This window comes from Enterococcus sp. LJL120, assembly GCF_054871765.1.
Genome location: NZ_JBTXLV010000009.1, coordinates 54,959 through 69,795 on the forward strand (window position 1 = coordinate 54,959; position 14,837 = coordinate 69,795).

Annotated in this window: 15 protein-coding genes; 3 read left to right on the forward strand and 12 right to left on the reverse strand. The window is 40.4% G+C overall.

Annotation, left to right across the window (positions count from 1 at the left end):
• Positions 1 to 86 precede the first annotated feature (86 nt).
• The 6 genes from ACYSNU_RS14875 to ACYSNU_RS14900 are packed head-to-tail and all read right to left on the reverse strand — an operon-like array spanning position 87 to position 5,005.
• The gene (locus ACYSNU_RS14875; RefSeq protein WP_461737982.1) at positions 87 to 446 is read right to left on the reverse strand and encodes a PTS glucitol/sorbitol transporter subunit IIA; all 360 of its coding nucleotides are present in this window, start codon (positions 444 to 446) and stop codon (positions 87 to 89) included.
• Positions 447 to 464: 18 nt separating this feature from the next.
• Positions 465 to 1,457, reverse strand: a complete 993-nt coding sequence (locus ACYSNU_RS14880; protein WP_461737983.1) for a 2-keto-3-deoxygluconate permease — start codon at positions 1,455 to 1,457, stop codon at positions 465 to 467.
• Positions 1,458 to 1,470: 13 nt separating this feature from the next.
• Positions 1,471 to 2,814 (reverse strand): four-carbon acid sugar kinase family protein, encoded by a 1,344-nt coding sequence (locus ACYSNU_RS14885; RefSeq protein ID WP_461737984.1) that lies wholly within the window; start codon positions 2,812 to 2,814, stop codon positions 1,471 to 1,473.
• 12 nt (positions 2,815 to 2,826) lie between these two features.
• Positions 2,827 to 3,846: a 4-hydroxythreonine-4-phosphate dehydrogenase PdxA gene (gene pdxA, locus ACYSNU_RS14890; protein ID WP_461737985.1), complete on the reverse strand. Its 1,020-nt coding sequence runs from the start codon at positions 3,844 to 3,846 to the stop codon at positions 2,827 to 2,829.
• Positions 3,847 to 3,870: 24 nt separating this feature from the next.
• Positions 3,871 to 4,527, reverse strand: a complete 657-nt coding sequence (gene fsa, locus ACYSNU_RS14895) for a fructose-6-phosphate aldolase (RefSeq protein ID WP_461737986.1) — start codon at positions 4,525 to 4,527, stop codon at positions 3,871 to 3,873.
• A gap of 22 nt (positions 4,528 to 4,549) precedes the next feature.
• A complete protein-coding gene (locus ACYSNU_RS14900; RefSeq protein WP_461737987.1) occupies positions 4,550 to 5,005 on the reverse strand; it encodes an RpiB/LacA/LacB family sugar-phosphate isomerase in 456 nt (151 codons plus the stop codon).
• Positions 5,006 to 5,181: 176 nt separating this feature from the next.
• Between ACYSNU_RS14900 and ACYSNU_RS14905 the strand changes: the two genes are divergently transcribed.
• A complete protein-coding gene (locus tag ACYSNU_RS14905) occupies positions 5,182 to 5,949 on the forward strand; it encodes a DeoR/GlpR family DNA-binding transcription regulator (RefSeq protein WP_461737988.1) in 768 nt (255 codons plus the stop codon).
• Positions 5,950 to 6,051: 102 nt separating this feature from the next.
• On the opposite strand, the gene ACYSNU_RS14910 is transcribed toward ACYSNU_RS14905, so the two are convergent.
• A complete protein-coding gene (locus ACYSNU_RS14910) occupies positions 6,052 to 6,882 on the reverse strand; it encodes an oxamate carbamoyltransferase subunit AllH family protein (RefSeq protein WP_461737989.1) in 831 nt (276 codons plus the stop codon).
• Positions 6,883 to 7,376: 494 nt separating this feature from the next.
• Between ACYSNU_RS14910 and ACYSNU_RS14915 the strand changes: the two genes are divergently transcribed.
• Together ACYSNU_RS14915 and ACYSNU_RS14920 are read left to right on the forward strand one after the other, a co-directional pair.
• Positions 7,377 to 8,171 (forward strand): alpha/beta hydrolase, encoded by a 795-nt coding sequence (locus ACYSNU_RS14915; RefSeq protein ID WP_461737990.1) that lies wholly within the window; start codon positions 7,377 to 7,379, stop codon positions 8,169 to 8,171.
• Between the two features lie 17 nt (positions 8,172 to 8,188).
• Positions 8,189 to 9,388, forward strand: a complete 1,200-nt coding sequence (locus ACYSNU_RS14920; protein WP_461737991.1) for an amidohydrolase family protein — start codon at positions 8,189 to 8,191, stop codon at positions 9,386 to 9,388.
• Between the two features lie 260 nt (positions 9,389 to 9,648).
• On the opposite strand, the gene ACYSNU_RS14925 is transcribed toward ACYSNU_RS14920, so the two are convergent.
• From ACYSNU_RS14925 to ACYSNU_RS14945, 5 genes are all read right to left on the reverse strand, one after another.
• Positions 9,649 to 11,346, reverse strand: a complete 1,698-nt coding sequence (locus tag ACYSNU_RS14925) for a sensor histidine kinase (protein WP_461737992.1) — start codon at positions 11,344 to 11,346, stop codon at positions 9,649 to 9,651.
• Positions 11,347 to 11,366: 20 nt separating this feature from the next.
• Entirely contained in the window at positions 11,367 to 11,726 is a 360-nt protein-coding gene (locus ACYSNU_RS14930) for a helix-turn-helix transcriptional regulator (protein ID WP_461737993.1), read from the reverse strand.
• A gap of 105 nt (positions 11,727 to 11,831) precedes the next feature.
• The gene (locus ACYSNU_RS14935) at positions 11,832 to 12,848 is read right to left on the reverse strand and encodes a response regulator (RefSeq protein ID WP_461737994.1); all 1,017 of its coding nucleotides are present in this window, start codon (positions 12,846 to 12,848) and stop codon (positions 11,832 to 11,834) included.
• A gap of 530 nt (positions 12,849 to 13,378) precedes the next feature.
• Positions 13,379 to 14,245 carry an HAD family hydrolase gene (locus tag ACYSNU_RS14940; protein ID WP_461737995.1) on the reverse strand — a complete coding sequence of 289 codons (867 nt, stop codon included), beginning with the start codon at positions 14,243 to 14,245 and terminating at the stop codon, positions 13,379 to 13,381.
• Complete coding sequence (locus tag ACYSNU_RS14945) at positions 14,229 to 14,828, reverse strand: glycosyl hydrolase family 65 protein (protein WP_461737996.1); 600 nt, start codon at positions 14,826 to 14,828, stop codon at positions 14,229 to 14,231. The genes ACYSNU_RS14940 and ACYSNU_RS14945 overlap by 17 nt, the downstream gene beginning before the upstream one ends.
• Between the last annotated feature and the right edge of the window lie 9 nt (positions 14,829 to 14,837).

The window sequence follows — 14,837 nt, forward strand, 5'->3', positions numbered from 1 at the left end:
GGAAATTTGTTCGACTTTCAAGCGGATAACAAATATTCCGCTATAGTTTTTGACTCATGTTGGTTGTGGAGAATGACAATAACCGATTAATCAGTAATCCTAATTACATCACCTGCTTGTAAACTAGGTAAAGGCTTCGCTTCAACATAGATGGTACCAGGAAGCTCTGCAGCTTGGCTCCCATCGGCTTTGATAGTAGCATGGCCAATGTCCGCCAGATTATCCTGTGCGATATTGCCAACTGCGGTGATGGTAAAGCTTTCTGAGCCCAGCACCAGATTTTGGCCAACCTTTATATCACCTGCTAAGCTAATATTACCGATTGTAATACTATAATTTTTAATTTGAGTCATGACACTTTCAGCGGAAAACAGTAGCAAAATCCCTTCATCTAAAAAACGGGAAGCTTCCGGCCCGATTGTCACTACTTGACTTTGAAAAATCATCTTTTTCCCTCACCTTCTCTAAGCGGTTTTCGGCTCTGGTTCCACAAATTCTTCCATATTTGGCTGTGGATTGAGCTTGTCTTGACTGTAACGTTTTTTCAACCATTTATCAAAATAAGCTACTAAGAAAGGTGCTACCAGCAACGTAATGATACTGGCAGTAGCGCATTGTGCTGTCGCCATATCAGCATATTGTGCTAAAGATGGATCAGCTGCAACTACAATCCCTGGAGTCAAGGCAGAGTTTGCCGCCACTGTTCCTAAAACGGCCCCCAACGGAGTTTTCTTCTTCAAGAACAAGTTGTAAATAAAGAAGTAACCAACACCAATCACTAATGCCAAGACACCTAATAGCACACCTGACAGGCCTGCTTGTAAAATTGTTGAGACGCTAGTATTTGCTCCAATCGCAAAGGACATAAAAATAATGATTAAGGGTTGGGCTTGACTACATAAATCTCTAAAGTTCTTATCAAAGTTGCCCCAAACTGCTCCCACCAATAAAGGAATAATCATCGCGACAATCTGCTGCCAAGGAATATTGGCTAAACCAGACATCCCCATTGCTACCATCGTGATGAAGGGCCCATCTTTAATACAAAAAACTGAAATGGCACCGGTATCGCTAGAATTGCCATATTCAGATGAAAGTGCGATGTAAAGAGAGCTGTTGGAACTGGTTAAAGCCGCAATCAAAGCCAATGGAGTCAAGCCAAGAATACCGGCAAAGCCAAAGAAATGACCGACTAGAAGGCCAATGCCTGCACCGACAATGAATTTTAGACCTAAAAGAACAGTTCCCTTATACAATGGTTCACCAGCCTGCTTAAAATTGATGGAGGAACCACAAACAATTAAAAAAAGTCCCATCATTGCTTGATTACCTTCTTTAAATAATGCTGTTGCTGGACCGCCAATCATTAAAACATCTGGAAAAACTGTGTTGATTAAAATAGCTAATAACAATGGGACAATAATAAAACCACCTGGTACTTTTTTTAGTAGATTCACGCTGCTTCCCCCTTTAAATACTCACCTTTTTATCTGCTTCTTGGAAAATCCGCTTAACCGCTACGATTGCCGTATCCTCTTTCCCGGTTAAACCACCTTTACCAATTGTGACAACACCATCATAGGGTCCACCGATAATTCGACCTAAATCTGTTTGCGGTATCACATAATCAACCAGGGCAATGCCAGATGCACCTAATGTTTTCAGCGTTGAAACCATCGTATCGCCACCAGTCATATATATCCCTTTGATTGGCTGTTGCGTTTGTTCCAGAGCTGTTTTTACAATTTCCGACAATGCTGCATTTATATTGCGGGCTGCTTGACCTTTAGCCATACCTTGATTGGACTCAACATCTGCTAAGTCCAAACGGGGACCTGAGACAGCTGTCTCCAAAACAATGACATTGCTCTGATTATCTGACAATGCATGTCCAACAGCTTCAATAGCTTCTAGTTTAGCAGCTTCCCCTTCTGCATTATCAAGGGCAATTGCCAGCGGCGCTACCGAGACCTTCGAAACGCTTTCATTTTCACACAAAAGATTTATCTGCTGTTTGGTGACAGCTGTGGCACTTCCGGCGACCACAATTACTTTGCCATCCATAATCGCTGCGACAGCTTCACTTGATTCTGGTTCAGCCTCTGAGCCAAAGCCCCGCTGAATTGCTAGCTTTTGTGTGAAGGGTCCAGGATCAATGGCTAAAACAGACCATGCTAACTCATGGACGCACTCAGCAATCAGCTCAATTTCATCCAGACTGATTGCATCACAGATAATTATTTTTGCGCCTAATGATTTTTGGTGACTCAAAGCTGCTTTAACAGCCTCTTTGCCTGCCAATAAGGAGGAGAGGCCTAATTGCCCGGTCCGATGCTGTGTTTGTTTATCAATCATCGTCGGGACGTGGGTCTCTTTAATTGGTGTCAAAACATCCTGAGCAACATCCGTTTTTTGTAACGCAGTACCATCAATGACTGAATACCCGCCAACTAAAATCCGGTTGGACTGGGGCATTGCTGGCACCATGATTCCCACGGTATCTTCTGGTAAATGAGCTAGCATCTCATCAATTTCATAGCCGATGCCACCTCGTAAAGTTGTATCAATCCTTTTGGAAAAATAAGTAGCCCCCTCAATTTTCAAGGCCTCAATCGCTTCGGCAATTGCAGCCTGAGCATCAGCCGGTTTCATATGCCGGCTGTTACTGCTGAGGACAATAGCTTCTTGATCAGCAGTATCCACCATTTCAGTTGGTGAAAAATAGGCTGCTGTTGTAATTCCAGAACGTGCTAGGAGCACACCAACAGTTGTTGCTCCAGTTAAATCATCTGCGATAATGCCGATTTTCCCCATGGAATGTCCTCCTTAATTTGCTACCTTCGCCTTATTGTCTGCCTGCATTTTCCAATAGTCAGAAGCGACCATCACAGATTCCATCAGACTGATATAATTTGCCATATTTTTTCCAGCGATATCAAACGCTGTCCCGTGATCGACTGAGCAGCGCATAAATGGTAATCCCCAAGTAATCGTGACTGCCCGTTCAAAATCAAGTGTCTTACAAGCAATATGTCCTTGATCGTGATACAAAGATAAAATAGCATCATAATGACCTTGACGCATCAAGTGGAAAACCGAGTCTGCCGGTACCGGTCCAACAACGTTTAACCCCCGGGCTTGAGCCTCTTTAACAGCGGGAATTAATTCGCGGGCTTCTTCATCACCGAATAAGCCATTATCTGACCCGTGGGGATTCAAAGCAGCTAAGGCAATTTTAGGATTGGTGTAGCCAAGCGTACCAAACACTTCATCAATATGTTCGAGATTTTCCACACAGCGCTCTTTAGTAGCATAATCACAAGCATTTTTTAATGACATGTGACGACTGACGAAAAAGACCCGCAAATTCTGTACATGAAACATGGTTAATGCATAATCAGACACTGTATTATTATCAAAAATCTCTGTATGTCCTTCTTCTTTAACGCCAACCAATTTGATTGCTTCTTTGTGGATGGGTGCAGTTCCCACCACGTCCACTTTGCCAGCGTTACCTAATTCAATAGCCTTCATTACAAAATCATAGGACATTTGGCCTGCTAACTTTTGAACTTTACCATATTCAATCGCATCACAGTCATACTCCCCCGTAGTCAACAAGTCGATAGTGCCGTATTGATAAACGCCTTCGCTAGGATCGCTAATAATATTTAAGTTAAAATCACAATCCTTTAACTTCATTGCTTTACGGATGGTGCCTTCAGCGCCGATTAAAAAAGGTTTCATTTGTTCATAAACTTCCTTTTGCTGCAAGGTTTCAACACTGGTTTCTGGCCCAATGCCAGCTGGATCGCCGATAGTAATACAAACTGTTGGTTTAGTCATAACTTATTCCTCCAAGTCGCCTTTTTATTTTTTCATCTCTGCTTGATAAGCCTGCCAATCCGCTTCAAACTGGGCAATTCCATTAGTTGTTAAAGGATGGCTCCACAACTTAGGAAACAGACTACCCGGAATCGTAGCAATATGTGAGCCCGCTAAGGCTACGCTCTCAACATGACCAATATTGCGAACACTAGCAGCAATAATCTCAGCTTGATAGTCATAAATATCAAAAATTTTCCGCAGGTCTGACACTAATTTTAACCCATCAGCAGCAATATCGTCCAATCGGCCTAAAAACGGACTGACATAGGTAGCACCGGCTTTAGCAGCCATTAATCCTTGGGCTGCAGAAAATATCAGAGTGACATTAGTTTTAATACCTTCTCGTGAAATTACATGAACAGCCTTTAAACCCTCTTCGGTCATCGGAATTTTAACTACGATATTATCTGCCCACTGTGCGATGACCCGAGCTTCTTTAATCATCCCCTCACTATCTAGAGAAGTTACTTCTGCACTGACCGGCCCTGTAACCGTTTGACAGATTTCTTTTATAACCGTTTCAAAATCCTTACCTTCCTTAGCAATAATCGTTGGATTTGTTGTTACGCCATCAACTAAACCTAATGCATTGATTCGTTTGATTTCAGCAAGATTTGCTGTATCTAAAAAGAATTTCATTTTTGGCCTCCTGTTTTTTAGACTAGCTAATTTTTTCCATTTCCATAATCTCATCAATCTTGCGGGCAGAGTTTTTACCGCTGCCGCTCATCGTGAAGGCGTTGCTTAAATATTCTCTGGCAATTGTCTTGGCAGTTTCATGACCAATTACTTTTGCTCCCATTGTAATAATTTGTGCGTTATTACTTAATTGTGCCCGCTCTGCTGAGTAAACATCGTGGGTTTGTGCTGCACGAATGCCCTTAACCTTGTTGGCAGCAATCGCCATACCGATACCAGTTCCACAAAATAAAATTCCTCGCTCCACTTCGCCAGCTTTAATCGCATGGGCAACTGTCGCCGCAATTTGCGGATAATCCGTATCATTTTTTTCATAAACTCCGTAATCAACTACTTCATAACCTAACATTGCCAAATACTCTTTTACATCTTCTTTCATATCAAAAGCGTTTACGTCTGCACCTAAACCTACTTTCATATTCTTTCACCACCTGTAATTTATGGTTTCATATTACTTCGATAAAGTTCGTTTGTCAACTGTTTTTTTCATTTATTTTTATTTAAAGATTAAACGAAAACAAATGAAACTAAAAAGCTTGCGTTTTTCTAAAAACCTTCGTATAATAAGAAATAAGTTGAAAGGAGTTGTCACCCATGTATGCAACTGAAAGAAAACAGGCGATTTTACAACTGATTGAGCGGGATAATTCTGTCTCCGTCGAAGATTTGGCCCAAGAATTCCAAGTCTCTCCAGTCACCATCCGCTCTGACTTAAAGGATTTGCAAGAGCAAAATTTATTAGTCCGCACCCATGGAGGAGCGACTAAATTAACTGATAATCAACAAAATATGAAAGTTGACACTGAATACGAAACTCGTAAAAAGAAAAATATTACCGAAAAGCAAAATATCGCAAAAAAAGCCCTCGCTCAAATTAACGAGGGAGATTGCATTATTTTAGATGCCAGCTCTACCTGTTACGAGCTAGCAAAGTTATTGTTGAATCAACCGCTACGGATCACAATTTTGACCAGTGGCTTGCGGACTGCCAATCTTTTGAAGGAATCCAATTATTTTACGGTGGTGATTATCGGCGGGATTGTCAAAGCCAATTCGAATGCAATTGAAAGCACCATTGGCATTCAGATTTTGGATAATTTCAGTGTCGATGCCTTTTTTACCTCCAGCTACGCTATTTCGACTGTCGATGGCCTATCTGATTTCAGTTTGTATGAAGCAGAGTTAAAAAAAGAGTTTGTTCAAAGTGCCGAAAAAACCATTGCCCTAGTTGACCACAGCAAGTTCGACAAAAAAGCAATTGTCCGTTTCTGCCCTTTGGATAAAATCAGCCTACTGATTAGTGATGATGCGCTGCCGGAAAATCTCAAACAAAGTTATCGCCAATCAGTAAAGGTTCTTTGATAAAAAATCATTTGCTCTACATTTAAAATAAAAGCGCCACAGTCTCCCCACTTGCAAACAAGTGGAAATCTGTGACGCTTTTTAGCCTTTCAAATTATCAGACTATCCGTGTCGTTGCTTCAACACAAACAAAATCCCCAGCAAAATTCCAAAGCTCAAATCTTTTCCTGAAGTGTGGCCGATTTTCATGATTGCGGCCACGTCCTGCGCCAAAATGTCAGCAGAACTTGCTTGAAGCAGATCTTGATAGAGCTGATAAAAAGGTGAGCTGACGTAGCCCTTCATTAGGACCTCTAAATAATTTTTACTGATATCTGTCGTTGGTAATTTGGATGCCACCAACGCCTGTTGCAAATCAGCTACATCCGGTAGACCCGCAATTTTCAATAAAAATAGATAACCCGTCAATAGATCATCCCCGCTCGGAGTCAAGCCTTTTCCACGACCAATCAGCCATTCGATGATTGGCTGCCAATTCGTCAATGGCAGCTCGCCAGTTAATTGGGGCAGCAAGTCAACAGGAATTGTCTGATAGTCCAGCCCCAAAAGTTGGCTCAGCTGTTTCTCCTCTAAAATAGTTTTCAACGCCAGCAAGGTTGCTTGCTGCAAGTTGGCTTGACTAATTTGCAAGGAAACCAATTGATAATCTGCCAAAACAATTTTGGCTACACCTTGACGACTATAAATCGCAAAGCCATCTTCCTGTAAGCGCACTACATCCCCCTGCTGATAATTTTTCAACTGTTTTTCAAATAAATTATCCGGCAGAAAAATGCCATAACAGGAAAGGTACTCACGATAGTTGGCGACATTGATTAATTGGCCGCTGACTTCAATATTGAAGGAATGCTCAAAGCGGCTGTGGATTTTCCCCACCTTGCCAAATTTATCTAAAGGAAAAACATAATCGCTGATTAAAATAGGTTGACTCATGGTGCTTACCTCCATTGTGGGAACTAGGGCCTTAACATAAAATTTTATCACAAATACAGTTATCTGAATTTCCCTGTATCTCTGTGCTTTAGCAGTCTCGTGAGACAGAGCAGTATGGCTACGACAACACTCCTACAGTCCCTAATCTCAAGCCCAGAATCTTTAGTGAATTTGTTGAATGACATAAAAAAATCATTCTTATCTTAATATCGCAAAAATTACTGGACTATTTTCTACCCTCTATCATACCCTATTTGTTAAAATGGATTCAACGCAAGGATAAACGTGAAGTCTTGAGCTGAGAAATTATTGTATTTTTTTATCATCAGGCTCTCAATTATAGTCTACGAAAAGAATTCACAGTGGGAAAAAAATTTTTTAATTAGCTCACATGACTATTTATTGATAGTAAACTTCGATAACTTAATTGGAACTATCACCTTGAATTCTTTTTCCCGAAACTCTGTTCAACCTAAAGAAAAGAAGGGCTCAACTTGAATAATACCTGGCACCTTACGAACGGGGCTAACGTTTCCGTTACCCAAACCGCTGATCGTCCCAGCAAATATCTGATTTATTTCCACGGTGGCGGCCTCGTTTATGGAACGAAGGCTGACATGCCGCAGGCTTTGCAAAAAATTTTTCTTGATCAGGGCTATGCTGTGTTGGCTGTTGACTATCTGTTAGCTCCCAACAGCTCGTTGGCAGCAATCCTCGCTGATTTAGAAAAAACTTTTACTGAGATTCATAAGAAAATCGCTGACGCAGATTTTGTCTTTTGCGGCCGTTCCGCCGGCGCTTATCTGATGCTTTTATTGACGGAAAAACTGATTGCAAAAAAACAGAAACTGCCTAAGCAACTGGTCAGTTTCTACGGCTATACTGATTTGAAATTCGTTGAAACGCCGCGGGCCATTTTCCCAACGAAAATTCCTGAGGAAAGTTTGCGGGCAATCGAAACGGTCAAACCAGTCTACGATGACCCAAATTTGCGACGGGTACTGTTATATATTTATGGGATTCAGCACAATTTGCTGTTGGACTATTACCAAGCTAGTGCGACTGATTTCCAGCTGGCGGCGGCGACTTTTTCACAGCTGCCACCGGTCTTTACCAGCGCTAGCACGAATGATTTAGAAGTGCCTTTTCACTACAGCAAGCAATTGGCTAAGCAAGTTTCTGCCAGTCAGTTTGTTCCTGTTTATGACTTGGAGCATGATTTTTTAAAGGATACTGATAATTCACAGGTTCAAAAAGTTTTTCAGCAACTGACTGACTGGTTATTTTAAAATAAGCGAGGTGCATTATGACAACAAGATGGCTTTACAACGTAAAAATTGAAACAGAGTACCTACAAACGGCGGGCATTACCTCTGGCACAGCAACTAAAAATGTGGATCTTAAACTGGTGGATGGCTTAATTGCAGAAATCCGGCCAGCGCAAAATTTTGAGCCAGCTAAAGATGATTTTAATGGCCGAGGATTATTAGTGCTGCCGGCGATTCGTGAGATGCATTGTCATTTTGATAAAAGCAAGCTCGGCCTGCCTTGGGCACCAATCAAACCGGCCGCCTCAATTGTTGAGCGCTTTACTCAGGAAATGAGCGACTTAACAGCGGTCAATGCCTCATTTGAAGACCGAATGAGCCGCTTGATTGAGCTGGAATTAGCTAATGGCACCACTTTTTTCCGTTCCCACATTGATGTCCACCCGAAAATTGGCCAAAAATTTTTAGAACAGGCACAGGCTGTCTTAGCCAAGTATCAGGGAAAATTTGGCTACGAGCTGGTCGCCTTTCCGCAGCATGGTTTGTTATTATCTGAAGCTTACGACGAGATGAAACGCGCCTTGGCAAATGGCGCCATCCTCGTTGGCGGTGTTGATCCTTTCTCTTTGGATGGCAATCTAGAAAAATCATTGCAGCAAACTTTTGACTTAGCAACGCAGTTCAACGTGCCCATTGATATTCACCTCCACGAGCGGGGCGACGCTGCTCGGCAGACCTATCAAAAAATGATGGCCTTAACGGCAGACGCCGGTTGGCAAAACCGCGTCACCATCAGCCACGGCTATGGCCTACAGGATTTTTCGCCGCAGGAAAGCCAAGAAATTTTCCACGGTCTGGTAGAGCAGGGTATCTCGCTGATTTCCAGCGTGCCGCTAGATAGTGTTAGACCACCGCTGGAAGATATTCGTCAAGCCGGCGTACAACTTGCTTTAGGTTGTGACAATATTGATGATTCTTGGTCACCTTTTGGAGATGGCAGTGTCTTAGAAAAGCTGAACCGTTACACAGAAATTTACCAACTCACCACGCAAGAAGCCTTGACTGAAGCCTTAAGCCTGGTCACCGGACAAACCACAATGGGACCCGACAATTTTTTAACCAGTGGCAAGCCAGCTAATTTTATTTTGACTGATAGTAGCTGTTCTGCTGAATTTGTGGCCCGTAAAACATCGGTGGAAACGAGTTTTTATCGAGGAGAGATTTGTTTCCAAAAATAAACAAAAATAAATTAGTTACTTGGCATTTGCTAGTAACTGATTCGTTTATTTATGAATTCATAAAGCTCTGACTATGATTTTATCTGAAATCAGCATTTAAACAGTTTGATAAGAACAATTCGCTTATCATATAGCTGTGCCAAGTTTTTACAGATGAATTATTTGAAGCATATTATTCATAAAGAGGTTTACCGTAACGTATCAGCTGACACCCCTTAAAGCTGGCTCGCCCTTTCTATATAAAACTCTCTCTGTGGCTTTTAACTCTCATTACTCTCTTTGGGGATTACAATCCGGATTCTGGTAAAATCGGCTGCTATTTCTTCAAAATAGATATGTCCTCTTTCACCATAGGCTAATTCTAAGCGCCGTCGAAGATTATATAAGCCATATCCATTGCCCTTGTGTTCCAAGGCCCTTGCCAACTTTTCACGGTCAAAGGTTGCTCCGTTGTTTTCAATTTCAATTATCAGCTGGTCTTCAGACAAATAAATTCGGATATTTAAAATAGACACTAGCCCCTTCATATCATTCATTGCAAAGCCATGCTGAATACCATTCTCAATCAAGGGCTGCAACAGAAAATTAGGCATGCGGCAGGCTAATGTCTCTTCCTCAACAGATTCATTGACCGTGAATTTTTGCTCATGCATAACTTGTTGAAGGTCAATATAAGCATGGACGTTCTCTAATTCATTTTCAACTGTGGTGAAGAAATGGCCGCTGTTGAGACTAGTTCGATAAAAAGTTGCCAGCCAAGAAAGTCCTTGGGCTATCTCTGTCTCATCATGATAAATCGCCTTCCACTTCATACTGGACAAGGTATTGTAGAGGAAATGAGGATGAATCATTGACTGCAATGATTTTTTCTCGACATCACTACGCTCAATTTCAGATGTCACCAGCTTTTCGGTCAATTCATGCTGTGATTGCTGCATCTTGGCAATACTATTGGTCACAATACCAATTTCATCTTGATCTTCAGTAAACTCTATACTATTTAAAGCACCATTGGCAACTGAATCTGAATCTGCACTCAATTGATACAAACGGGACGTAATTTGTTTTGACAAATAGGAAATTAAAATGATGGAAAGCATTAAGCAGATAATTAATACCAAGATTGTTTGTTGAATAATTGGCCATAAAATCCCGGTAACTTCCTGCTTGCTTACTAGGTAAGCGAGCTGCCAATCTGTATTTTCAACCGCAATTTTTTTAACGAAATAGCCCTCCTGCACCACCTCTTGACTTTTACCGAACTGAACATCCTCTATAATGGATTCTGCAATAGACTCGGTGCTCTGCTGATAAACTAAATTTCCAGCAGCATCTGTTAAAACTAAGCTGCCCATCTCGATATTATCATTTGCTAAAGCGTAGCTAAAAAAAGACGGAAATAGATTAAAACGGATGTGGCCGATTACCCGGGTGCTGGAAGCGGCATCGAGAATTTTCCGATCAATGTAAAGCTGTTGCTCAACTGTATCCCAAACGACCTTTGCATTACTTTCAATAGCCGACTCATTTAAATCTTCCATTGGAACAAAATAGTTTCCGATGGCTCTACTAAAATATGGTGAAGAGACGACAATCTCTTTAATATTTTGATCACTAGCCAAATAGTAAGAAAAGGTTGGTTCGATTTTTTGAGTTAAAATTCTTGCCAGCTCTATGGGATTATCTTGGTATTCAACAATATCATTGCGAAATTCTTTATTGTATGCCAAAAAATTCACATTTTTCATTTCCCCCTCTAGCTGACTGGCAAGTTCATTGCTCATAATTTTGATGTTGTTGCTCATATTACTGACAATCTGCTTTTCCGCTGCCTGATAAAAAAGGTAAAATGAGAAAAAGCCGATTAAAACTATCGGCAGGCACACCAAAAAACTATAACTCAAGACCAATTTTGTTCTTAAACCTGCATTATGAAAAAACCACTTTTTAAATTTCATCGGCCTGCTCCCCAGTATAGTTACTTCATTTTACGATAATGATTCGGCGTAACACCATATTGCTTTTTAAACACCCTGTCAAAATAGGAATGGTTTTTGTAGCCAACCTTTTCCGCAATTTGAATCACTTTTAAATTTGTTGTGTCTAGTAGCTGCTTCGCTTTTTTTAACCGAAAATTCGCTAAATCTCCCATGATGGTCCGGCCGGTTTCCTGTTTATAAAGCACACTAAGGTGACTGCTAGAGAAGTTTAAGTCATTGGCAATGTCTTCTAAACTAATATCATGCAGATAGTTACGTTCGATATAGTTTAAAATTTGCCGTGAAATATCAATCTGACCTTGCTGAGCCAAGCCTTGGTAAAATTCAGTGACCTTCATCAAAGAGTGAGAAAAATCTGTTATCGATTGCCATCCGGTATTATAGCTTTTGGGCAATTGTTTAAAATAGGTTTTTTCTAGAGTAGAGCTGAGCTCAAAAAAAATTTACTGAGCTAGACTAGTAGTCAAAATAACTTGTCTATCAATCAACTTTGCAAGCTGTGAGAAAGCTGCTGCCAGCTCATGATTTTCTTTTCTTCCTATCGCATTTAAGCAAGCTTCTAAGTGAATATCAAAAGGGCGCCGATCCTCTTTATACTCTTCAATCTCGGTTTCTGGATAAAGCTGGTTCTGGGCTAGTAGAAATTCTCGATGATATTTCTCAAGCTTCGTTAATTTTCGTAAAAAAAGCGGCAGTTGATCAACCTCCTCCATGACAATTATCCGTGGGTAAATTTTCTGTGTCTGTTTCAAATGGATAATACTTCTTGAAGCAAAATCTCTCACTCGTTCCTTGACAAATTTTTTTGTACTGACTAACAGAATAAAGAGAGTCTTATTATCAATTTTGACATAAAATTTAGATGCTTCTTTGAATTGATCGAACTGTTTGATTACCATGCTTCGCTCTGGTTCAGTTAGCTCTGTTGGGAAGTCCAATTCTAGTAGTTGCAATTGTTTCTCTTGTAAATATTCGTCTAAAATACTGGAAATTTGAAGAGGCCAATTCCCAATTTTTGAATTCATAAACAATCGACTTAGACTGCGGGTCAGCTCTTCTTGACTTTGATTTTTTTCTTTAAGCTCTCGAGTTGCCAGCTCCTTTAAAGCCTCATTAATTACTTTAGCAAATTCCTCTATCTCGATTGGTTTTAAAAGATAATATCTAACATTGGCCTCCATGGCTCCTTTGGCATAATCAAACTCCCCATAAGAACTGAAAATGATTCTGATGACCTGTGGAAAATCTTGATTGACTTGTGAAACAAGAGCAATACCATCCATCAATGGCATTTTGACATCCGTAAGCAGGATATCTATTTTTTGACTTTGTAATATTTCCAATGCCTCTAAACCGTTGGCAGCCTCATAGGTTTTGATTGGGAAATTAAATTTTTCAATCAAATACTTGATGCCGTTTCTCTCTTCCCTCTGGTCATCAACAAGCAACATATTGCGCATAATTCAGCCCCCTTAAAACTTCTCTCCCTTTCAATCCTCCATGCTCCAAAAAGATTTTAGAGTAATTTTCGTTCCACTCTTTAGTTTGCGCTTTCATTTCTACTAAAAATAACTTTCCAAGTAACCTATGATATTAGTCTTATTAACAGATGAAATCCCAAACTATATGATACTTGCTCCTGCGGTTCAGTAGCTCCTCATCGCAAATTGACAATATCTAGTGGTTTTCACTAGATATATTTCGTAAAAGTTCAGCTTTGTTCTAACTAATATCACAAACTCATCTATATACAATTTAATTATATAACAATTCCCTTACCTTTCCAGCTACAAAAAAGGTTTTTGTACTCTAGGGTGGTTGATGATTATTTCAACAGTCTTCAAGCAGAGATTAATTGAGCAGGAAAAACCGCAAAGCTATCTTTCATTTTTGAAAAATAGCCCTGTGGTTTCCGGTATTTAAATTGTCTCATTTATATCTGCATAATTTCCAGACACCTGTTTAAGCCCAACTATTCTTATCTTATAGCCTAGTTTGTTCTTGCAAAAAAACTGAGAAAGGTCGGTACACCGCCGCCCAGCACTTGAACTCCTTTAGGCCGTTGTCCCACAGCATCAGAGACATCAAAGAAATCCCCTGCTGCAGCCTTTGTTGTCTGCATATAGCTATCACTACCAAATAAGCCGTCAGCATATTCAACAAACTCATCGCCCCAAAAGCTGCAATCTGCAGCGGTTATTGCTTTTTCATTTAATCGCTGCAGAATACTATCGACATTATCACTTTTATCAGAGAGGCCAACTTCTAAGTATTTTGCATCACTAGTGATTTTCAATGGCAAGCCTTGCTTAACAGAAATTTGCTGACAATAAGCTAATAAATCAGCTAACGAACCCGCAAATTGATGCTTTTCCAACAGAGCTAATACTTTTTGCAAGTCTTCTCCTTGAAAGAAAAGTTGCTCTCCACGGTCTTGATTCACCAAAATATCAATTTTACAATAATTAGGTCTTGAAAACACAATGTCACTGGCAATCCCATAATCCCGCAATAATGATTGATGAATCTCAAAACAAATTTGATGAATCAACAACAATTCACTTTGATCTTTCGGTAAATTATCTGAAAAAGTTTGCCGTTTACCTTGCTCAAACTGATAATTGTAGGCTCCTCGTCCTAGACCTAAATAAAGATTAGCCAGTTCATCTGACGAAAAATACTCATGTAACTTGCCACCTGCAATATTCTCATACGTGGTTCCACTTACAATCACTAATCTGATTTCTTTCTCAAGCAATTGCTTCATGGCGGCGATTATCTCATCAACGGGAGCATTTCTGGATAAGACGGCAGTCCCATCCCAATCGAAAAAAATTGCTTTATATTTTTTGAACATAGCTTTCTCCTTGTTTTAATGAGATTCTTACACCATTAAAAGTCAACTCTTGCAGTTGATTACTGTGAATTAACGTCACTTTTGTCTGTTCTTTAGTCCGCTCAATCTCAAATACACCTTTTTGGTATTGAAGTTTGAAGCGATATCCTTGCCACTGTTCTGGTAAAACCGGTGCAATTGTTAGCTTGCCAGCGTTGAGCCTCACCCCACCAAAACCATTGACGACAAACTGCCAGGTGCCAGCCATATTTGCAGCATGAATGCCAGCATAAAAATTATGATGGTAATCATCCAAATCCATTCGAGCGGAATCCATAAAATAGGCATAGCTCTCAGCTAGTTTACCAATTTGACTGGCTATAATCCCAAAAATTGCCGTGGAGAGTGACGAATGATGCAGAGTGACTTTCTGATAAAAGTCATAGTTTTGCACCAATTCATCTGAAGTGAATTTATCGCCATGTAGGTATAGTCCTAAAACAGCATCGGCCTGTTTACTCATCCGTTGACGCCAAACAAAAAGCGGATGGTAATTTTCATATAGTAGATGCCTTTTTTCTTCCGGAATAGTCGCTTCACTCAACGGCTTTCT